The 20,129-nt window shown below is 64.8% G+C and carries 19 protein-coding genes and 1 pseudogene; 15 read left to right on the forward strand and 5 right to left on the reverse strand.

The window, feature by feature from the left end; genetic code table 11:
- Positions 1–990: a VOC family protein gene (locus OZN62_RS04835; RefSeq protein ID WP_269101611.1), complete on the forward strand. Its 990-nt coding sequence runs from the start codon at positions 1–3 to the stop codon at positions 988–990.
- Between the two features lie 60 nt (positions 991–1,050).
- Here the strand turns inward: OZN62_RS04835 and OZN62_RS04840 are convergent, their stop codons facing one another.
- Entirely contained in the window at positions 1,051–1,395 is a 345-nt protein-coding gene (locus tag OZN62_RS04840; RefSeq protein WP_269101612.1) for a c-type cytochrome, read from the reverse strand.
- 276 nt (positions 1,396–1,671) lie between these two features.
- Between OZN62_RS04840 and OZN62_RS04845 the strand changes: the two genes are divergently transcribed.
- From OZN62_RS04845 to OZN62_RS04890, 10 genes are all read left to right on the forward strand, one after another.
- Positions 1,672–2,220, forward strand: a complete 549-nt coding sequence (locus tag OZN62_RS04845; RefSeq protein WP_269101613.1) for a hypothetical protein — start codon at positions 1,672–1,674, stop codon at positions 2,218–2,220.
- Complete coding sequence (locus OZN62_RS04850; protein WP_269101614.1) at positions 2,220–2,570, forward strand: DUF3147 family protein; 351 nt, start codon at positions 2,220–2,222, stop codon at positions 2,568–2,570. Before OZN62_RS04845 ends, OZN62_RS04850 begins: the two co-directional genes overlap by 1 nt.
- Entirely contained in the window at positions 2,567–3,256 is a 690-nt protein-coding gene (locus OZN62_RS04855; protein WP_269101615.1) for a HupE/UreJ family protein, read from the forward strand. The genes OZN62_RS04850 and OZN62_RS04855 overlap by 4 nt, the downstream gene beginning before the upstream one ends.
- Positions 3,253–3,906, forward strand: coding sequence for a hypothetical protein (locus tag OZN62_RS04860; RefSeq protein WP_269101616.1), 654 nt, complete (start codon positions 3,253–3,255; stop codon positions 3,904–3,906). Before OZN62_RS04855 ends, OZN62_RS04860 begins: the two co-directional genes overlap by 4 nt.
- A gap of 139 nt (positions 3,907–4,045) precedes the next feature.
- On the forward strand, positions 4,046–6,028 hold the full coding sequence (locus OZN62_RS04865) for an outer membrane protein assembly factor BamB family protein (protein ID WP_269101617.1): 1,983 nt from the start codon (positions 4,046–4,048) through the stop codon (positions 6,026–6,028).
- The gene (locus OZN62_RS04870) at positions 6,028–7,053 is read left to right on the forward strand and encodes a hypothetical protein (RefSeq protein ID WP_269101618.1); all 1,026 of its coding nucleotides are present in this window, start codon (positions 6,028–6,030) and stop codon (positions 7,051–7,053) included. The genes OZN62_RS04865 and OZN62_RS04870 overlap by 1 nt, the downstream gene beginning before the upstream one ends.
- Complete coding sequence (locus OZN62_RS04875; RefSeq protein WP_269101619.1) at positions 7,053–8,171, forward strand: hypothetical protein; 1,119 nt, start codon at positions 7,053–7,055, stop codon at positions 8,169–8,171. The genes OZN62_RS04870 and OZN62_RS04875 overlap by 1 nt, the downstream gene beginning before the upstream one ends.
- The gene (locus OZN62_RS04880) at positions 8,168–9,283 is read left to right on the forward strand and encodes a hypothetical protein (protein WP_269101620.1); all 1,116 of its coding nucleotides are present in this window, start codon (positions 8,168–8,170) and stop codon (positions 9,281–9,283) included. The genes OZN62_RS04875 and OZN62_RS04880 overlap by 4 nt, the downstream gene beginning before the upstream one ends.
- 3 nt (positions 9,284–9,286) lie before the next feature.
- Positions 9,287–10,954 (forward strand): carboxylesterase/lipase family protein, encoded by a 1,668-nt coding sequence (locus OZN62_RS04885; protein ID WP_269101621.1) that lies wholly within the window; start codon positions 9,287–9,289, stop codon positions 10,952–10,954.
- Between the two features lie 39 nt (positions 10,955–10,993).
- A complete protein-coding gene (locus OZN62_RS04890; protein ID WP_269101622.1) occupies positions 10,994–13,075 on the forward strand; it encodes a pyrroloquinoline quinone-dependent dehydrogenase in 2,082 nt (693 codons plus the stop codon).
- Positions 13,076–13,135: 60 nt separating this feature from the next.
- Here OZN62_RS04890 and OZN62_RS04895 read toward each other — a convergent pair whose 3' ends face one another.
- Positions 13,136–13,726, reverse strand: coding sequence for a DUF6644 family protein (locus OZN62_RS04895; protein WP_269101623.1), 591 nt, complete (start codon positions 13,724–13,726; stop codon positions 13,136–13,138).
- A 13-nt stretch (positions 13,727–13,739) separates the two neighbouring features.
- Positions 13,740–14,276: a DUF6644 family protein gene (locus OZN62_RS04900; protein ID WP_269101624.1), complete on the reverse strand. Its 537-nt coding sequence runs from the start codon at positions 14,274–14,276 to the stop codon at positions 13,740–13,742.
- A 372-nt stretch (positions 14,277–14,648) separates the two neighbouring features.
- On the opposite strand from OZN62_RS04900, the gene OZN62_RS04905 reads away from it, so the two are divergent.
- From OZN62_RS04905 to OZN62_RS04920, 4 genes are all read left to right on the forward strand, one after another.
- On the forward strand, positions 14,649–16,586 hold the full coding sequence (locus tag OZN62_RS04905; protein WP_269101625.1) for an outer membrane protein assembly factor BamB family protein: 1,938 nt from the start codon (positions 14,649–14,651) through the stop codon (positions 16,584–16,586).
- Between the two features lie 68 nt (positions 16,587–16,654).
- On the forward strand, positions 16,655–17,470 hold the full coding sequence (locus OZN62_RS04910; protein ID WP_269101626.1) for a hypothetical protein: 816 nt from the start codon (positions 16,655–16,657) through the stop codon (positions 17,468–17,470).
- Between the two features lie 87 nt (positions 17,471–17,557).
- On the forward strand, positions 17,558–17,983 hold the full coding sequence (locus tag OZN62_RS04915) for a DUF6152 family protein (protein WP_269101627.1): 426 nt from the start codon (positions 17,558–17,560) through the stop codon (positions 17,981–17,983).
- Between the two features lie 149 nt (positions 17,984–18,132).
- Positions 18,133–19,320 carry an esterase gene (locus tag OZN62_RS04920; protein ID WP_269101628.1) on the forward strand — a complete coding sequence of 396 codons (1,188 nt, stop codon included), beginning with the start codon at positions 18,133–18,135 and terminating at the stop codon, positions 19,318–19,320.
- A gap of 178 nt (positions 19,321–19,498) precedes the next feature.
- Here the strand turns inward: OZN62_RS04920 and OZN62_RS13950 are convergent, their stop codons facing one another.
- Positions 19,499–19,753 carry a response regulator transcription factor gene (locus OZN62_RS13950; RefSeq protein ID WP_442864396.1) on the reverse strand — a complete coding sequence of 85 codons (255 nt, stop codon included), beginning with the start codon at positions 19,751–19,753 and terminating at the stop codon, positions 19,499–19,501.
- Between the two features lie 60 nt (positions 19,754–19,813).
- Positions 19,814–20,113: pseudogene (locus tag OZN62_RS13955) on the reverse strand (PAS domain-containing protein); the annotation flags it as partial.
- Positions 20,114–20,129: the final 16 nt, after the last annotated feature.

Below are 20,129 nucleotides of genomic sequence, written 5' to 3' on the forward strand. Positions count from 1 at the left end.
ATGCGTATCCTCCTCACCACCATCGCCGCGACCGCGCTGGCCGCCTGCGCCGCCACCGCGCAGGAAGCCGGACAGGTCCGCACGCCCGAAGGCGCGCTGCTCGATACCTCGGGCGACCTGCACTACGCCCCCGGCGAACTGACGCAGGCACAGCTGGAAGACGACAACGGCGCGCTGTTCATCCAGGATTCGATGAACGTCTTCCGCCGCTTCCCGCGCGAGCTGACCGGGGACATGGTGCGCTTCTACACCGAGGCGCTAGCGCTGCGCTCGCTCAGCCCGATCCAGCTGACCAGCACGCAGCAGATGATCCTGACCGGCGTTGGCAGCGGGCAGGTGAAGCTGTCGGCGGGCCAGCAGGGCGACCGCGAGTACAATCTCGACGGCGGCTATCGCGGCGGCACGGGCATCCGCTTCCTGCTGTTCCGTTACCCCGACGCAGGCATGGTCGCGCGACGGTTCCGCGAAGCGGGTTTCGCCGAACCCGAATTCGTGGTGCGTGACGACGGCATCCGGCAGGCGCTGGTGCAGGACCCGGCGGGGCTCGACATCGTCATCCTCGTCGCCCGGGGCGCGCGCGACAATGCCGACGATGGCGTTGGCGTAGGCATCGGCGTATCCGACCTGGAGGCCAGCCGCGCCTTCTACCGCGATTTCGTGGGGCTGGAGGAACTGGACCCCGTCCCCGCCCCGATAATGGGGCTGATCTTCTATCCCTACCGCCACGAAGAGACGATCCTGATGCTCTACGAGGTGGACGAGGGCCTGCCCGCCGATACCGGCAGCTCGGGCATCCAGTACGTCGTCAGCGATGCGGCCATGGTCGCCGCCCGCGCCGAGCATCGGGACGTGACGGTGGAGACGCCGCTCAACCGCCTGCGCGGGTTCGACCTGACGACCGTGTGGCTCAACGATCCCGACGGGGTGACCAACTACTTCGCGCAGGTCGGCCCCAATTCGCGCACCGCGCAGGAACGCGCAGGCGAATAGCGGGCACGAAAAAGGGGGCCGCGACGCCCCCTTCCCGTGTTCCGGTTATCGGCAAAAGCCTTAGTCGGCCTTCTTCTCGACGATGTAGCGGGAGAGCGTCTCGATCTCTTCCTCGCTCACCATGCCGCCAAAGCTGGGCATCGCGCCCTGGCCGTTGGAGATGATCTGGGTGACATATTCCACGCTCAGGGCAGCATTGCCGTCCAGCGCCGGGCCGATGTGGCCGTTGCCGCCGGCATCGCCCAGGACGTGGCAGGCGCCGCAGCTGTACTGGCTGAAGAGCGCGCGGCTGGATTCGATTTCGGCTTCGGTCAGCGGAGCGACCTCGGCAGCGGCAGCTTCGTCGTGGCCGGCATGTGCGGAATGGTCATGTTCCTGCGCAACACTGTAAAGCGGGAACGCCATGCCCGCAGCGCCGAGCGCGACCAGCGCCAGTTTGCCAAAATTCTTCGCCTTCACAGCCATCTGTCTTAAACCTCTTGGAAAATTCAGGGCGGGCCCGCCCGAAAACTTGGCCCTAGTCAATAAGTGGTATACCAAAGTCAAGCTTTACCGCAGATTTATGGTGGTGCCTGACCCCGCAAAAAGTTGGACATTGTCAACGAGGGCAGGCATTATCACCTGATATTGAGTGCTGCAAGACTGGTCTTTGGACCGATAGGAGAGGCGATGCGAGCAGACATGATCATCAAGACGGGCGCGGCTGCCATGGCCGTGCTGCTGGCCGGTTGCGGCGAGACCGCGGAGGAAGCCCCGCCGCTGGGAACAGCGCAGCAGATGATGGCGCAGGAAATGCAGCCGACCGCCGAAATCTACTGGAATTCCGTGGGTGCCGTCAGCGAGCTGGTGGATGGTGAACCGGTCTTCCGCGAATGGCAGCCGGAGACCGACGAGGAATGGCAGGAAGTCGCAGACGCTGCCGCACGCCTTGGCGAACTGGGGCAGGTGATGATGACCCCCGCCTATGCCGAGGGGCGCGGCGATGACTGGAATGCCTATTCGCAGGGTCTGGTCGATGCAGCCGCCCGCGCCGGCGAGGCAGCCGCCGCCAAGGATCCCGAAGCCGTGTTCGAAGCCGGCGGCGTGGTTTACAGCGTGTGCAGCGCCTGCCACCGGATGTATCCGCCGGAGGAACTGCCCGAGGGCGTCACGGTGGACGACATCTCCGCACCACGCCCCAGCGACGAGTTGTCGCTTGAAGAGTATATGGAGGAAGACGGCGGTCAGTAATGGCCTACCTTCTGATCAAGGCGGCGCTTTCCGGCGTGATCATTGCGATCGCCTCTGAAGTCGCCCGGCGCTGGCCGGGCGCGGGGGCGCTGATCGTGTCGCTGCCGCTTGTGTCGATCCTGGCGATGATCTGGCTCTGGCGTGACACCGCCGACGTGCAGCGACTGGCGGACCACTCGACGGCGACCTTCTTCTACGTCCTGCCCTCGCTGCCGATGTTCCTGGCGGTTCCGTTCCTGCTGCGGCAGGGCACCGGGTTCTGGCCTGCACTTGGTCTGGGGTGCGCCCTCACGGCGGTGCTCTACCTGGCCATGGTCTTCATCGCGCCACGGTTCGGAGTGCAGCTGTGAACCGCGCTGTCTCCATCGTTTTCGCCGTGATCGGCGTCGCCCTGCTGCTGACGCCGCTGGCGGCTTATGCGCATGACGTGGCGGAAGGCGACAAGGCCTTCGTCCAGTCGATCGACGGGCCGGCGATCATTCCCTTCATGTACCTTGGCGCCAAGCACATGGTGACAGGCTACGATCACATCGCCTTCCTCGTCGGCGTTGTGTTCTTCCTCAGCCGGATGAAGGACGTCGTGATCTACGCCTCGATGTTCGCCATCGGCCACTCGATCACGCTCATCAGCGGCGTCCTGCTGGGCACCGGCGCCAATGCCTACATCATCGACGCCATCATCGGTGTCTCGGTGATCTACAAGGGCGTTGAGAATATCGGCGGCTTCGAGAAGATCGGCTGGAAGTTCGACACGCGGCTCGCCGTGCTGGTGTTCGGCCTGTTCCACGGGCTCGGCCTCGCCACCAAGGTGATGGACCTCGAAGTCTCCTCCAACGGCCTGCTCGCCAACCTCATCGCCTTCAACGTCGGCGTGGAACTGGGGCAGGTGATCGTGCTGGCGCTGGTCGTTTCGCTGTTCGCCGTGTGGCGCAAGCGACCCAGCTTCACTCGCTACGCTTTCGCCGCCAATGTGGCGCTCATCCTCGTCGGCCTCGCGCTGACGGCTTACCAGGTACAAGGATATCTATCGTCATGACCAAGACCCCCTATGTCGCCGCCGGTGTCGCCGCTGCGGGCGCAGCGCTGGCCGTCTTCGTGATCCTGCCCGCCGAAACCGGCTGGGACCCGACCGGGGTCGGCGGGATGCTGGGCCTGACCGAGATTGCCGAGCCGACCAACATGGAACTGGAGCGCGGCATGGCGCGCATGGCCGAGCAGGAAGTGCTGACATTGTCGGACACCCCGCTGCCGGCATCCGAAGGCATCACCGATGTCTGGGAATACGAGCTGGCACCGTTTGAATCGGTGGAGTTCAAGTACACCATCGGCGAAGGCCAGCCGGTCACCTTCCGCTGGGAAGGCAGCGGCACGCTGGCCTATGACATGCACGCCCACCCCTTCGAAGGCGGCGTGGAGCTGACCGAAAGCTATGGCATCGACGAGGCCCAGGCGATGAACGGCCTCTACACGCCGGCCTTCAGCGGAATTCACGGCTGGTTCTGGGAGAACCGCTCGCTGGACAATGTCACCCTGCGGCTGGAGGCGAGCGGCGGGATGAGCAGCTCTGCCGTGTTCACTTCGGCCGGCGAATTCGACCGTCCGCTGGAAGGCGCTGCCGAGGCACCGGAGGGCACGGTGGAAGGTCACAGCATGCAGTCCCCGGACGCCGATGACGGCGAAATCTAGGGGAAATTTCACGAGTCCGAAATTTCGGATTTTATCAATTTCGATGCCGTTTAGCCCTTGTTGAACGGGGACGAGTCCGGCTAGGACACAGGTTCAATTGACGGCCGTTAAGGCCGCGCGCGAAATTGGGAGCAAGCGCTTGAGCAATTCTGACCGCCGCCACCACTCCGCCCGCAAAGCCGGACTGCGCTTTGCGCTGGCTGCCTCGCTGGGCCTGGCCCTCGCCGCCTGCACTACCACGGGCTATGGTTCGTCGCCCGAAGTCGCGGCCTCGACCGCACCCGGCTCCAGCTTCGATTTCGAAGGCTGGGACGGCTACCTCGGCGGCGGCGACAGCTCGCAGTACTCCTCGCTCGACCAGATCAACCGCAGCAACGTCAGCCAGCTGGAAGTGGCCTGGGAATTCCCCACCGGCGAAGGCGCCCCGCCGCTGTTCAACCCGGTGGTCGCCGGCGGACGGATGTACGTCATCAACGGTTCCGGCCAGCTGGTGGCGCTCAACCCGGCAACGGGTGAGCAGATCTGGGAAAGCAGCCTCGAAGGCCGCATCGGCGTGCGCGGGGTGAACTACTGGACCGATGGTGCGGGTGACGAGCGCCTGATGGTGCTCAACAACGGCCTGCTGCGCGCAATCAACGCAGCCACCGGCGAAGTGATTGCCAGCTTCGGCACCGATGGCGGTGTCGACCTTCGCGATGCCTTGCCCGACGACGTGGTGCAGCCCGGCCCGCTGCAGACCAGCAATCCCGGCCGCATCTACAAAGATACCGTGATCATGAGCCTGCCCGCGGGCGCGTACGACTACGCGGGTTCGCCGGCCAACATCCACGCTTACGACGTGCGCACCGGCGCGCTGAAGTGGACCTTCAACACCATCCCGCGCGAAGGCGAGTTCGGCTACGACACCTGGCCCGACGTGGAAGACCGCAACCAGTTCGGCGGCGTCCACAACTGGTCGGAAAGCACGGTCGATACGGAGATGGGCATCGTCTTCATCCCCACCGGCACGCCGCGCTACGACTTCTACGGCGGCAACCGCGAGGGCGACAACCTGTTCGGCAACTCGCTGATCGCGCTCGACGCCGAAACGGGTGAGCGCATCTGGCACTTCCAGATCGTCCATCACGATCTGTGGGACTTCGACCTGCCGGTCGCGCCCAAGCTGATGACCATTACTCGCGACGGCGAGCAGGTGCCGATCGTCGTGCAGGTGACCAAGCACGGCTACGTCTTCGCCTTCGACCGCCGCGACGGCACGCCGATCTGGCCGATCGAGGAAGTTCCGGTTCCGGCCTCTAACGTGCCGGGCGAACATGCCTCGCCGACGCAGCCCGTCCCGACCTGGCCGCAGCCCTACATGCGGATGGAATTCACCGTCGACGACATCAATCCCTACCTGCCGGAGAGCGACCAGGAAGCGCTGCGCGAGCTGTTCGCCAGTTCGCGTCCGGATTCCGGCCAGGGCCCGTTCGTGCCGCCCAGCATCGAGGGGACCATCGGCTTCCCCGGTCACAACGGCGGCGCCAACTGGGGCACGGTCTCGGTCGATCCGGAGAACCAGCGTCTCTACATCGTCAGCCGCGAACTGCCGCTGATGCTGCGCATCCAGGCCGATCCGCGCGCCAGCGCGCTGGAAGCCATGCCGAACGCGGAAGAGGATAACGTCCCCTACCGCTGGCCGGTCAACTTCATGCTGCAGTCCAACGGCATGGTGGCGATCAAGCCGCCGTTCTCGAACCTGACCGCCTACGACATGAACACCGGCGAGCAGATCTTCTCCATTCCCAATGGCGAGATCCTGACGCTGGAGGAACAGGGCATCACCGGTGTCGGCGCACAGACGCCGCGCTCCGGCCCGGTCGTGACCGCCGGCGGCCTGCTGTTCGTCAACACCGCGTCCGACCGCGCCTTCCGCGCCCGTGACGCGGCGACCGGCGAAATCCTGTGGGAGCATCGCTTCGACGCCGGGACCGAAGGCGTGCCTGCGGTCTACGAAGTGGATGGCCGCCAGTACATCACCCTGCCGGTGGGCGGCGTGGGCCACTTCCTGGGCGGCCTTGGCCTGCCCGAGCCGGGCCCAAGCCGCTATGTCACCTTCGCCCTGCCGGAAGGTACCGAATAATGCGGGGTAGTGTCCTCCTGCTGGCATCGGCGGCGCTGCTCGGATCGAGCGGCGCCCTGGCGCAGGAAGAGGACCTTACCCAGCTGCCCGCGCCTTCGGACGACTATCGCCCTGCCCTCACCAGTTGGGGAGAGCCGGACTTCCGCGGCGGCTGGCCGATCGACCATCTCAACGGCCGCACGCCGCTGCAGCGCGCCGCCGAATATGGCGACCGCCAGCTGCTGACCGAAGCCGAATATGCCGAGCGCGCCGAGATGGTCGAGCAGCTCGAACAGCGCTACCAGAACGAGGACAGCAGCGGCACCATGGGCATCGGCCACTGGGCCGAGGTCTCGCCCGCCAACCGCCGCACCAGCTGGATCACCGCGCCAGCCGACGGGCAATTGCCCGCCTACACCGAGGAAGGCGCGCGCCGGTCCGAAGCGATGAATTCCACCTGGGCTGCCGGGCAGGTGTTCGAATGGGTGGACGATTTCGACAGCTGGGACCGCTGCATCACGCGCGGCCTGCCCGCCAGCATGTTCCCCTTCATGTACAACAACGGCATGCGCATCTTCCAGGCGCCGGGCCTCGTCGCCCTGCAGATGGAGATGGTGCACGAAGTGCGCATGATCCCGACCGACGGCAGCGCGCACCTGCCGCGCCAGATCGGCCAGTGGCTGGGCGACAGCCGCGGCACCTGGGAAGATCACAACACCTTGCGGGTCGAGACCACCAATTTCCGTCCCGGCCCCAGCGCCACCAATATCGGCACCACAGGTTCGCCGCGCGAGAACGATACGCCGGTCAGCGCCGAGGCGCACATGGTGGAGCGCTTCCACATGGTCGGCGAGAACGAGATCATCTACGAATTCACCTGGACCGACCCGGTGATCTTCACCGCGCCGTGGTCCGCGCGCCTCGAATGGCAGCGTGACGACGACTACGGCATGTACGAATACGCTTGCCACGAAGGCAACGTGCAGATCCGCAACTACATCACCACCAGCCGCGCCGATGCCGCTGCGGCTGCGGGAGGACAATAATGCGCAGAACACTGGCCGCCCTTGCCGCCACCATGCTGACCGCGCCCGCCTTCGCGCAGGGCGTGCCTGACGACCTGACCACCATGCCGGACATTCCGGACGATTATCAGCCCTCCACCACCTCGTGGGGAGACCCGGACTTCCGCGGCACCTGGCCGCTCAACGACTTCGCCGAACTGCCGGTGAACCGTCCGCCGCAGTATGGCGACCGTTTCTGGAAGACCGAGGCCGAGATCGCGCAGGAACAGGGCCGCGTCGAACAGCTCGAGGAAGCCTACGAGAGCGAGGACGAAGAAGGCACCATCGGCCTCGGCCACTGGATCGAATACCAGGCCGGTAGCCGTCGCACCTCGATGATCGTGTCGTCGCAGGAGGGCCGACTGCCCGCCTTCACCCAGGAAGGGATCAACCGCTCCTCGCTGATGCGGGCGAGCTGGATCGGCGGCCAGACGTTCGACTGGGTTACCGATTTCGACAGCTGGGATCGCTGCGTCACGCGCGGCTTCCCCGCCTCGATGTTTCCGTTCCGCTACAACAACGGCGTGCGCATCTTCCAGTCGCCCGGCTATGTCGTGATCGCGCTGGAAATGCTCGGCACGCGGGTGATCCCGGTGGCCGGACAGGACGAAGAATGGCCGGATGGCCTGCAGGGCTGGTTCGGCAACAGCCGCGGCCGCTGGGTGGATCACAACACGCTGGAAGTGGTGACCGACCACATCCAGCCGGGCGCTTCCACCTTCAACATGGCCACGCGCGGCGTACCGCCCAACAACACCATCCCGATGAGCGACCGCACCGTGGTGACCGAACGGTTCCACCTGATCGGGCCCGACACGATCACCTACGAGATGCATTACTCGGACCCGGTGATCTGGCAGGATGACTTCACCACGCGGGTGAACTGGTCGCGCGACGACGACTACGAGTTCTACGAATACGCCTGCCACGAAGGCAACGTGCAGGTGCGCAACTACATCACCGCCAATCGCGCCCAGCGCGAACAGGAATATGCTCGCGGCCAGATGGTCGAGCCGATCGATCCCGACGCCGGTCCGCCGCCGGCGATGGACCCGGCCAGCCGTGGTGCGCAGAACAGGAATACCGAGGAGACTGAATGATGGCCCGTTTCATGATGAAGACTATCGCGTTTGCTACCGCGTCTGCGATGGCGCTCGCCGCGCCCGTCGCCGCGCAGGACAGCGATTTCGATCCCACCGTGCTGCAGCCGGTTCCGACCGACTTCGACCCGCCCCGCACCAGCTGGGGTGATCCGGACCTGCGCGGCACCTTCCCGATCGACAATATCGCCAGCATTCCGATGCAGCGCCCGGCCCAGTTCGGCGATCGCTTCTACCTCACCGACGAGGAATATGCTCGCCGTCAGGACCAGTACAACGCGTCCGACGAACGCTACGAAGCCGAGGACGAAGCCGGCACCATCGGTTTCGGCCACTGGGTGGAATCCGACGCTTCGGGCCGCCGCACTTCGCTGCTCGTCTCGCCCGCCAACGGCCAGCTTCCGCCGATGACCGAATGGGCGCAGGAGCGTTACCAGAGCGGTCGTTCCAGCTGGACGCCCAACACGCACTTTGACTGGGTGGACGATTTCGACACCTGGGATCGCTGCGTCACCCGCGGCTTCCCGGCCTCGATGTTCCCCTTCCGCTACAATAACGGCATCCGCGTCATGCAGGCGCCGGGCTATGTCATCATCTCGCTGGAGATGATCCACGATGCCCGCGTGATCCCGATCGTCGACGGTCCGGAAGCGGCCGCCGCCATGCGCTGGCCGGATGACGTGCACGCCTGGATGGGCCAGTCGATCGGCTGGTGGGAAGGCAACACGCTGGTCATCGAAACTACCAACATCGAGGACGGCGACAGCGTTTCGGAAGACAACATCGAACGCGGACCGAGCCCGCTGAACATGGCGACGATGGGCGTCCCGCCCTTCAACACCATCCCCACCAGCGAGCAGGCCACGGTCCTCGAGCGCCTGACCATGACCGGTCCGGACTCCATCGTCTACGAGCTGACCTACAGCGATCCGGAAGTCTTCACCGACTCCTGGACCGCCCGCCTCGACTGGACGCGTAACGAGGAATACGAATTCTTCGAATACGCCTGCCACGAAGGCAACGTGCAGATCCGCAACTACATCACCGCGGCTGCTGCCGGTGTCGAGAACACCGAAGGCGGTGCTGCCGGCGGTGAAGGCGGCGGTCACTAAGACATGCTGACGGGAAAGCTGTTCAAGTCCGCCCTGGCGGCGCTGACGATTGCCGGTGTCGCGGGGTGTTCCGCCCCGCCGCCGCCGGCGAATGTCGCCAGCGTCATGCCCTCGCCCTACATCGCCCAAGGTCCGGTGCGCACGCAGAACGGCTTCGTTCGCGGCGTGCCGTCGGACAAGATCCCGGGCGTCACCGTGTTCAAGGGTATCCCCTTCGCAGCCGCCCCGGTGGGCGACCTGCGCTGGGAAATGCCGCAGCCCGCCGCCAATTGGGACGGTGTGCTGGAAGCGAACAGCTGGGGCGATTCCTGCGTGCAGAACCCTGCACCGCAGCGCTTTCCCGTCAATTCCGCCACCGACATGCCGGATAGCCCCGGCATTTCGGAGGACTGCCTCTATCTGAACGTCTGGACCCCGGCGAGCACGGCCAATGCCAACGCCCCGGTGATGGTGTGGCTCTATGGCGGGGCCTATAACGAGGGCGGTGGTTCCTCCCCCTTCAGCCACGGCGATTACCTGGCGCAGAAGGGCGTGGTCGTCGTCACCTTCAACTATCGGGTCGGGTCGCTGGGCTTCTTCGCCCATCCCGAGCTGACCGCCGAGCACGGCGCCAGCGGCAACCAGGCACTGGGCGATTCCATCGCGGCGCTGCAATGGGTGCAAGACAATATAGCGGCCTTCGGCGGCGATCCCTCGCGCGTCACCATCTTCGGCGAAAGCGCCGGATCGGCGATGAACGCCGCACTGGTGGGCGCTCCGCCGGCAGAGGGCCTGTTCGCCCGCGCCATCGCGCAGAGCGGCACCTTCCAGGGCCTCAACATCGGCACCATGGTGCCGCGCGAAACCGCACAGCAGCGCACGCTGGGCGCGGCCGAGCAGAATTTCGGCACCACCAGCCTCGCTGAACTGCGGGCCCTTCCCGCCGAGGAAATCCACGCCAACATTCCCGGCCAGGGCATGATCATCGACGGGCACATCATTCCCGAAGACCTTGCCAAGGTCTTCGCTGAGGGGCGCCAGTTGCCGGTCGACGTGCTGGTCGGCTCGAACGAGGACGAAGGCAGCTTTACCGCCGTGTTCGGTCCGCCCGCCACGCTGGAAAGCTGGCAGCAGGGCGAAGGCTTCCGCTGGGGCAACCAGGTGGAGCTGGGCCGCGCCGCCTATCCCGTCACCACCGACGAGGAAGCTCGCGTCACCGCCACCCAGCCGTTCGGCGACAACATGACCTGGCTGATGCGCCAGTATGCGGAACAGCAGGCCGCGCTGGGCGTCAATTCCTACCACTACTACTTCCGCCACGATCCGCCCTACGACCCGGATCGCGGGGACCTGGGTGCCGCACACACGGGCGAAATCCCCTATGTGTTCGACAACCTGTGCGCCCCGCGCACCTTCCCCGGCGGTTCCTCGGTGGAACTGATGTGCGAGAACCCGGAAGAGGAAGCCTTCGCCGACCTCGTCTCGCAATACTGGGTGAACTTCGCGCGCAACGGCAATCCCAATGGCGCCGGCCTGCCGAACTGGCCGGCCATCGGTGCCCTTGGACCGAACGAAGTCTTCGTGCTGGATGCCGGCAATACCGGCGTTGCTGAATGGATTGGCCCGCTCAAGGCAGAACTCTATGCTGCCATGTATCAGGATCGTGTGGGAGGCCCGCTGGGTATCGAATAGCGCACAGGTCCGGCGGGCTTTTTGGGGGAGAGGAAGCCGATGAAGATTGCCACCAGGCTGCTCGCTTTGGCGGGCGTGTCGCTTGCCGGGCTGGCCAGTGCCGGAATGGCGAACCAGGCCGCGGACCCGCTGGATCCCGGCCGCGCCGCCTATGCCGCCAATTGCGCGGCCTGCCATGGGGCAGACCTCAGCGGCGGCCAGTTCGCCGGCTCGCTGACCGGCGCGGATTTCCTCTCGCGCTGGGGTGACCAGCCGGCCACCGAGCTGCTCGACTACATCTCCACCTCGATGCCTCCGGGTGGCGGCGGCAGGCTGGATCGATCGACCTACGAGGCGCTGACCGCGCTGATCGTGGCTGAGAACGGCGGCGCGGCAGGCGTGCGGCTGGCAGACCTTACCGTTCCTGCTGCGCCCGAAGGCGACGATGAGCAGGGCAACGAGCTAGGCCTGCCCGGCATCACCAACCGCTACCCCTTCCCCGCCAGCGAGCCGCTGCCGGACCTGTTCGCCGATTTCACGCCGGTGACGCAGGAAGAACTTGTCGCGCCGGATCCGGAAGACTGGATCGCCTGGCGCCGCGGCCAGCTGGGCCATGGCTACTCGCCGCTGGACCAGGTGACGCCGGAAAACGTCTCCGACCTCAACGTCGCCTGGTCGCAGGCCCTGCCCGTCGGCCCGACCATGGCCGAGCCGCTGGTGCGCGACGGGGTGATGTACGTTCACGCCTATGGCGAGGAGGTGTTCGCCTTCGACGCCGCGACCGGCCGCCAGCTCTGGCGCTATCGCCGGCAAATGCCCGAGGGCACGCTGATGCAGGGCAAGAAGACCATCGCGCTGTGGGACGACATGCTCATCCTCGCGACGTCGGACCTGCACATGCTGGCGCTCGATGCGCGCACGGGTCGCCCGATCTGGGACGTTCGCATCCCCGATGCGGCGGAAACCCGCTCCAACGGCGGCCCGCTGGTGGCAGACGGCGTGGTGATGATCGGCCTTGCCACGCAGCGCGCGGGCGGTGGCCTGATCGCGGCCTTCGATGCCGAAACCGGCGAACACCTGTGGAATTTCGACACCGTCGCCAAGACCGGCACGCTCGGTGGAGACACCTGGAACGAGCTGCCCGATGACGAGCGTCACGGCGGCTCGGTGTGGACCAGTGGCTCCTACGATCCGGAAACCGGGCTGGCGCTATGGGGCGTAGCCCAGACTTACGACACCGGCCCGGTGCGCGACCTGGTGCCGGGCAGCAACAATGACGGGCTGTTCACCAACTCCACCCTCGCCTTCGAACCACGCACGGGGGAGCTGGTCTGGTACTTCCAGCACATGGCAAACGACCAGTACGATCTCGACTGGGTGTTCGAACGCGTGATCGGCGAGATGGACGTGGACGGCGAGCGCCGCCGCGTGGTCATCACCGGCGGCAAGGAAGGCCTGTTCGACACGATCGACGCCGCGACCGGCGAATATCTCGACACGGTCGACATGGGCTTCCAGGACTTCATCATCGCTATCGATCCGGAGACGGGCCGCAAGACGCCCGACCCGGCGCTGCTGCCGGGGCGCGATCGCCCGCCCGTGTTCATGTGCCCGCACGCCGGCGGCGGCCGAAACTGGAGCCCGACGGCATGGGTCGAGCAGAACGCCATGCTGTTCGTGAATGCTCGCGATACCTGCATGGAAATGCGCCCGACCGAGGGCGGCTTCCTCTCCAGCGGCGTGGACATCTACTATTCCGCGCCGGCCGACAGCGATGGCAATTTCGGCATCCTGCAAGGCATCGACATGGAGAGCGGCGAAGTGCGCTGGGAGCATCGCCGCCGAGCGCCCTATGACGCGGGCATCCTGGCGACCGCCAGCGGCCTGCTGTTCACTGGGGCGATGGACCGCGAATTCCTCGCCTACGACCAGGCGACGGGCGAACAGCTGTGGCGCACCGGCCTCACCGGCGTGCCCAATGCCAGCCCGATCACCTATTCGGTGGACGGGAAGCAGTATGTCGCCGTGGTCACCGGCATGGGCAACCCGCTCGCCTTCGGCCTGCCCAACTTCACGCCCGAACTGCCGGTACCCGAAGTGAACAGCTCGGCAGTCTACGTCTTCGCGCTCGACACCGAATAAGAAAAGGGAGGGCGCTGCCGTGGCAGCGCCCTCCCCTTCTTTTCCATTGGTGGCAGACGGTTATCCGCCGTTGCAGGCAATGCCCGCAAGCATCTGGACGAACCAGCTGTCCTGCGTCGGATCGACCATGGCGCAGTCGTAGATGCCCAGCGTGAAGCCGATAGCGCGGCCGAAGAACACGATGGTCATCCAGAACAGCAGCGAGGTGATACCCGCGACCTTGGCACTGGTCGGGATCTGCGGCGAAGTGTCCCAGTTGTTCACGGTCTTCCAGGTCACCGCGTGGAAGTAGGCCATGTTGAGGCCGGCAATCGCCAGCAGCATCATCTTGCCCATGAAGAACGGGTTGATCATGTAGCTCGACGCCTTGCTGACATAGAGCAGCGTGCCGGTGATCGCCGCGACGATAAAGCCGGCCCAGGTCCATTTCAGCGTATCGCGCGACATGGCGGTAACCGGGTAGCTCTTCGAAGCTAGGCCGAGCAGTCGCAGGTCCATGATCAGAATCGTGCCGAACACGGTGACGAGGGCGATGACGTGGATCGTTTCCAGCGTGGGGAATGCCCACAGACTCTCGGCAATCGAGGTGCCAAGCGAGGAATACTGGATCGATTCCCAGATCGTCGTCGGTTCAGGATAGTAAGAAGCCATCAGTCAGTTCCCCTCAAACCGGCACGTATGCGATCCAGCGACCGCACACCATGATAAGACACCACATCACGATGATGGCCCAGCCAGTGGTCTTGGTCCCGGCTGCTGCCACGAAGTCGGTTCCGGCGGCGACCGCCTTGGCGCGCACGCCGCGGATGTAGGCCAGCGAAACCGCCACCATCACCAGCAGCACGATCATCTTGATCCAGAACACCGAGTTGATCATGTTGCGGACCGGCTCGGCAAAGATCATCGCCAGGCCGCTCAGCACGATCACCAGCAGGCCCCAGCGGATCCACGGTTCGAAACGTGCGCCCCATTGCTCGACCGACACGCCGGCGCCGGCGCGACCGTTTACCCGCAGCACGACCATTAGCGTGGCAGCGAAGGCCGCGGCGATGGACATGATGTGGATCGCCTGGGCGATCGGCACGTTCCAGAAATTCTCGACCATCCACAGGCTGAAGCCTGTTTCCTGCATCCAGAATGCCCAGTCGAGAAGGAAAGTCCCCCTCATCCAGTCGGTTATCTCGAAAAGTAAGTCACCCATCGGCGCTCATCCCCATAGTTTTTGACCCCAGTTGCCGGCCAGATTGATCCTGTCCGGCGACTTTTTGCCTTGATTTCGCGCAAACGCGCTAGCGTTCTATTGGACACAAGCCAAGGCTCCAGGCGGAATTTGTGCAATTTCGCTACACCTTAAAGGCAGGATTTTCCTGCTGTTTTATCGACGTTTTTGCCCAGCAAGGCCTTGTGTTTTCATCCACTTAGGTAGACCAAAGGCTAGGTCCAAACGCCCCTGAAGAAAACTCCGGTCAGCCGGGCATTGTAAAAGCTGGAGAGGATGTTTAGGACAGAATCAACAAGAGCGGTCCGGGCGATCCGGATGCGTCACAATGAACGTGATTCGGGAGACGGGAGAATGCGCGCAGGCACGGTCACCACACTGGCTACCTTGCTCGCCTGTACAACCGCCTGCACCACTGCCTCGCTGTCGCCGCTTGCGGCGCAGGAACAAGGCGGTGCGATGCCCGATGGCGATTGGCAGACGATCCACCGCGACCTGGCCTCCACCCGATTCTCGCCGCTGGCAGACATCAACCGCGCCAACGTGGGCAGCCTGCAGCAGGCCTGGGCCTATCCTTATCGTGCGTTCAACAATGCCGTACCGCTCGTCATCGACGGCATCATGTATTTCCCCGCGCAGAATCGCATCGTCGCGCTGGATGCCGCGACGGGTGAGGAAGTGTGGGTCCACACCCACGAGTTCCCGGCCAGCGACACGCCCGGCCCGCCGCCCAGCTTTGCCGGTCGCGGCCTTGGCTACTGGCCCGGCGATGGCACGCACGGCGCGCGTCTGCTGGTAACCGCCGGCTCCATGCTGATGGCCTTCGACATGGCCACGGGCGAACCGATCGCTTCCTTTGGGGACAACGGCGCTGTCGCCATCGATCCCGGATACAGCGGCACACCGACGATTACCGGCAACACCGCCATCATCGGCGCCGCCAGCCTGGAAAATCCGCAGGGTGCGGAAGGCAATCCGCGCGGCTTCGACGTCATTACCGGCGAAAAGCTGTGGGAATTCGACACCACGCCCGACGCCGGCCAGCCCTACAACGAGACCTGGGGCGACGGCTGGGTGGATCGCGGCGGCACCAACATGTGGGGCTTCGCGGCGACGGTCGATGAAAGCACCGGCACGGCCTACCTGCCGATCGCTGGACCGGCGCACAATTACTATGGCGGCGATCGCCCCGGCACCAATGTCTACGGCAACTCCGTGGTCGCGGTGGATGCCCGCACGGGTGAGTACAAGTGGCACTTCCAGACGGTGCACCACGACCTGTGGGACATCGACATGAGCCACGCCGGCCCGCTGCTGCCGGTCACCACGCCCGATGGCCAAACTCACCAGGTCCTCGCCAACGTCGGCAAGTCGAGCATGTTCTTCGTGCTGGATGCCGAGGACGGCGAACCGGTGCACCCGGTAGAGGAACGCCGCGTTCCTCCCGGAGACGTGCCGGGCGAATATTACCATCCGACGCAGCCCTTCCCGGTCGTCACCCCGCCGCTCAGCCGCGTGGAGATGACCTATCAGGACATCGTCGGGCCGGAAGACACCACGCCGGAGCATTCGGAGGCCTGTTACGAGATGTGGGATGCCGCAGGCGGCTTCCTCAACTTGGGTCCTTACACCCCCTTCATGTACCGCGCCGAAGGCCAGCCGCCGCGCTCGACCATCCAGCTTCCCGGCGGGATCGGCGGGGTGAACTGGGGTGGCCCGGCAGCCGATCCGACCACCGGCATGGTATATGTCAACGCGCTCGACACCTCGCTGGTCGGCTGGGTGGAGAAGGTGGAAGGCGACCAGCCCTATTCCTTCGATGCGACGCAAGCCCCGGAATACGACCGCGCGAGCGTGAACGGCAAAGGCCCGTTCTTCAGCTTTTCCGCGCCGCTTTCGGGCGAATATGACGACAATGGCCGTCCGGTGGGTCCAAGCCTGCCGTGCTACAAGCCGCCGTGGGCGCGGCTGACGGCGGTCGACGCCAATACCGGTGAAATCGCCTGGGCGGTTCCGCTGGGCCAGTACGACGAGCTGCCCGAGGGCCGCCGCGTGCTGGGCAATGCCGGCAGTGCGGGTCCGACCGTGACTGCCGGCGGACTGGTTTTCGTGGGCGCTACCAATGATCGCCGCTTCCGTGCCTTTGACGCGGATAGCGGTGAGCAGCTATGGGAAGTGCAATTACAGGGAAATGCCAACGCCAACCCGTTTAGTTATCGGGGAAGCGACGGCAGGCAATATGTCGCGATCAATGCCTCCGGGCAGATCGTGGCCTTTGCCTTGGAACAATAGCAAGGACTTGAGGAGAGTTTATGCGGGGCCTTACAAAATTCGCGACTGTCGCAGCGGCGGCCGTGGCTATGGCAACTGTCACCACCACGCCGGCACTGGCCGACGGCCACGGGGAAGCGGAAATGGAGCGCATTGGCGACCATCCCAACCTCAACGGTGTCTGGCAGGTGCTCAACACCGCCAACTGGAACGTGGAGCCGCACAGTGCCGGCCCGAACCCGCTGCCGCAGGGTGATCGCATCTTGGGCGCCATCGGCGCCATTCCGGCTGGCCTGGGTGTCGTTGAAGGCGGTTCGATCCCCTACAATGAAGTCGCGCAGGAACGCCTCGCCTACAACCGCGAGAACGTGATCAACTACGATCCGGAAGCCGCCTGCTACCTGCCGGGCATCCCGCGGGCGACCTACATGCCCTACCCGTTCCAGATCGTGCAGGGTGACGGCGACGACATCCTGATGGTCTACGAATATGCCTCGGCAAACCGCGTGATCCACATGCAGGAAGTCGGCATCCCGCCGATCGATACCTGGATGGGCACCAGCTACGGCCAGTGGGAAGGCGACACGCTGGTCGTCACCACGCTGGCGCAGGGTCCCGGCCTGGTGAAGCTGCCCGAAGGTCTGATGATCGACGGCGTGACCTGGCTCGACCGTGCCGGCAACTACCTGACCAACCACGCCACCGTGGTCGAGCGTTTCACGCTGGACGAAAGCGGCGACCACATCGATTACTCGGTGACGATCGAGGACCCCTCGATCTATTCCGAACCGTGGTCCATGAACATGACGCTCTATCGTCGCGTGGGCGCCGATGCCCAGCTGCTCGAGTTCAAGTGCGTGCCGTTTTCTGAGCACTTGCTCTACGGAGACTTAATCGAGGAGTAATGTTGGGTTTGCTATCTGGACAAAGTCAACGTAAACTCTCGTCCGTCTGACAAACCTGGCAAGTGATTCAAATTGAGGAGTTCAACCATGCAGATGAAGAAGCTCAGCGCTGCCGCAATCGGCGCCGTGCTCGCTGTGACGGGCGTGGGGGCGTACGCGCACCACTCGTTCGCCACTGAGTTCGACCGCAACCGTCCGGTTCGCCTGGAAGGCAAGGTCGTGATGTTCGAGTGGGTCAACCCCCACTCCTGGATCCACATCGATGTGGAGCGCAACGGTCGTACCGAGCGCTGGCGCATCGAAGGCGGTGCCCCGTCGGCCCTGCTGCGTCGTGGCTGGAACCGGAACTCGCTGCCGGCCGGCACCGACATCATCGTCGACGCCTTCCAGGCTCGCGATGGCGACACCCGCGCCTCGGCTGCAGAAATCCGCTTCCCGAACGGTCGCGAACTGTCGCTCGGCAACCCGACCACGGAAGCCGTGGCCGCTGCCCGCCGTCGCGCTGGCAACTAAGCACCTTCCGCAATCGCGGAACAACGAGACGGCGGTCCTTCGGGGCCGCCGTTTCCGTTTGGGGCCAGCCCCTTCCTTTGCCTTGCAATTCCCCCTGCTTTCCACGAAAATCGTAACGTTCGTTATAATGAACGATGGGAGGGGTTGGAATGTTCGGACGCCAAGTCGCGCTGACCGGCGCGTTGATCGCCGCAGCATGGGTATTGCCAGCGTCAGCACAGGAGCAGCAGGCTGAATCCTGCCTTCCGCAAGGCATTTTCGCCCGTCCGGACTACACCTCCGTCGAGCCCCTGCCCGACGGCCGCGTAACCTTCCGTCTCTGCGCCCCCGATGCGGACAACGTGCGTGTCACCAGCAACGATCTCGATCCCTGGATTCCCGGCGGCTTCGGCGGCGGGGAGCGTGGCCTCGCCCTCACCCACGATGCCTCCGGCCTGTGGAGCGGGACAACCGAGCTGCCGATCCCGGCGGACACCTATCGCTACAACTTCGAAGTCAACGGGGCGCGCGTGCCCGATCCGATGGCGGTCACCTTCAGCCGAGAGCGCAGCGGCATCAATTCGACCTTCGAGATGCTCGGCGAGGCCGGTGCCTTCCAGACCTTCCACGAAGACGTGCCGCACGGCACGGTGAGCATCGTCCAGTATGTCTCATCCACGCTGGGCGCCATGCGCGAAGCATATGTCTACACCCCGCCCGGCTACATGAACGGCAGCGAGAGCTACCCGGTGCTCTATCTCGTCCATGGCGCGGGCGATTCCGCCCATAGCTGGACCAGCGTAGGCCGGGCGCACTACATCCTCGACAACCTGTTGGCCGAAGGCACGGCGGAGGAGATGATCATCGTCATGCCCTTCGGCCATACGCCGGATCGTCCCGGTGCCAACATGCTGGCCAATACCGATTTCGGCAGCGACCTGATCGACGACCTGATCCCGCATATCGATGCCAATTTCCGCACCATTGCCAATGCCGAGCACCGGGCGATGGCAGGCCTCTCCATGGGCGGCGCGCATACGCTCAACTTCGGCCTCCCCCGCCCCGACCTGTTCGGCGAAGTCGGCATCTTCTCGATGGGCCTGGGAATGGGCGGACCTGAACAGGTCAGCGCGTTCGAGGAAGCCAATGCCGATGGCCTGGCCGCGCGTGCCGCCAGTGCAGAACCGGTCTACCTCGCCATGGGTGTCGACGATTTCCTATACGGCACGGTCGCCCCCACCCGCGAGCTGTTCGAGCGTCACGGCATCGCCCATCATTACAACGAGAGCGACGGCGGCCACACCTGGATCAACTGGCGTCGCTACCTGCACGACTTCCTGCCGCGCCTGTTTCGCTGAAGCTCTGGAGAATTTCCCCGAGGGGCATCGTAGCCGGGGAGGTGGGTAGGAGGGGAGCGGAACCGAAGGGGGGAGGGAAGGGATAGGTCCCGCGCGCGTCCGGCTACGATGCATTCGCGCTCTAGCCGATCGGTGGGCAAACGAAATACGGGCTTTGGGCCAGCCTGCCCTTTTGGCCCTATATGCCGGCTTCCACGGCCAGGCGGATCATTTCGGCAGAGCTGCGGGCGCCAAGCTTGTCCATGGCGATACCACGGTGCATCTTCACCGTCTTCTCGGACAGGCCCAGTTCCCAGGCGATCTGCTTGTTGCGCAGCCCGCTGGCGACCATCTGCAGCACTTCCAGCTGCCGCTTCGAGAGTTCCTTGATCTTCTCGGTAGCGCGAGCGCGTCGCGTCAGGCTGGGGCCTTGCGCATCCTCGTCCAGCTCCACCTGCGAGCCGAAGAAATAGGTCAGTTCACCATCGTCACCGAAGACCGGCGCCACCACCACAGCATTGCGGAAGGGGGTGCCATCCTTCTTGTAATTGAGGATTTCCACCATCACCGGCCGGCGTTCACGCACGCCCTCGCGGATGGTTTCGGTCAGCCACGGCTCCGTCCCCGGCCCTGCCAGGAACCGGCAATTGCGCCCGATGATCTCTTCCTCGCCATAACCGGTAAGGTCCATAAAAGCCTGATTACAGGCGATAATCGGATTGTCCGGCAAGCGCGGATCGCTCACCACGGAAGCCACCGGGTTGCTGGCGATCAGGTCGAGGACCTCGGGATCGGATGATTGCGTCTTTCCCACAGTATTCCGCTCTTAG

The sequence above is a fragment of the Aurantiacibacter sp. MUD11 genome, assembly GCF_026967575.1.
Classification (GTDB): domain Bacteria; phylum Pseudomonadota; class Alphaproteobacteria; order Sphingomonadales; family Sphingomonadaceae; genus Alteraurantiacibacter.

What these genes read in the sequence shown, in the direction of transcription:
- OZN62_RS04835 (WP_269101611.1), top strand. Translation starts at nt 1, where the DNA reads ATGCGTATCCTCCTCACCACCATCGCCGCGACCGCGCTGGCCGCCTGC.
- OZN62_RS04840 (WP_269101612.1), bottom strand. Translation starts at nt 1,395, where the DNA reads ATGGCGTTCCCGCTTTACAGTGTTGCGCAGGAACATGACCATTCCGCA.
- OZN62_RS04845 (WP_269101613.1), top strand. Translation starts at nt 1,672, where the DNA reads ATGATCATCAAGACGGGCGCGGCTGCCATGGCCGTGCTGCTGGCCGGT.
- OZN62_RS04850 (WP_269101614.1), top strand. Translation starts at nt 2,220, where the DNA reads ATGGCCTACCTTCTGATCAAGGCGGCGCTTTCCGGCGTGATCATTGCG.
- OZN62_RS04860 (WP_269101616.1), top strand. Translation starts at nt 3,253, where the DNA reads ATGACCAAGACCCCCTATGTCGCCGCCGGTGTCGCCGCTGCGGGCGCA.
- OZN62_RS04870 (WP_269101618.1), top strand. Translation starts at nt 6,028, where the DNA reads ATGCGGGGTAGTGTCCTCCTGCTGGCATCGGCGGCGCTGCTCGGATCG.
- OZN62_RS04875 (WP_269101619.1), top strand. Translation starts at nt 7,053, where the DNA reads ATGCGCAGAACACTGGCCGCCCTTGCCGCCACCATGCTGACCGCGCCC.
- OZN62_RS04880 (WP_269101620.1), top strand. Translation starts at nt 8,168, where the DNA reads ATGATGGCCCGTTTCATGATGAAGACTATCGCGTTTGCTACCGCGTCT.
- OZN62_RS04885 (WP_269101621.1), top strand. Translation starts at nt 9,287, where the DNA reads ATGCTGACGGGAAAGCTGTTCAAGTCCGCCCTGGCGGCGCTGACGATT.
- OZN62_RS04890 (WP_269101622.1), top strand. Translation starts at nt 10,994, where the DNA reads ATGAAGATTGCCACCAGGCTGCTCGCTTTGGCGGGCGTGTCGCTTGCC.
- OZN62_RS04895 (WP_269101623.1), bottom strand. Translation starts at nt 13,726, where the DNA reads ATGGCTTCTTACTATCCTGAACCGACGACGATCTGGGAATCGATCCAG.
- OZN62_RS04900 (WP_269101624.1), bottom strand. Translation starts at nt 14,276, where the DNA reads ATGGGTGACTTACTTTTCGAGATAACCGACTGGATGAGGGGGACTTTC.
- OZN62_RS04905 (WP_269101625.1), top strand. Translation starts at nt 14,649, where the DNA reads ATGCGCGCAGGCACGGTCACCACACTGGCTACCTTGCTCGCCTGTACA.
- OZN62_RS04910 (WP_269101626.1), top strand. Translation starts at nt 16,655, where the DNA reads ATGGCAACTGTCACCACCACGCCGGCACTGGCCGACGGCCACGGGGAA.
- OZN62_RS04915 (WP_269101627.1), top strand. Translation starts at nt 17,558, where the DNA reads ATGCAGATGAAGAAGCTCAGCGCTGCCGCAATCGGCGCCGTGCTCGCT.
- OZN62_RS04920 (WP_269101628.1), top strand. Translation starts at nt 18,133, where the DNA reads ATGTTCGGACGCCAAGTCGCGCTGACCGGCGCGTTGATCGCCGCAGCA.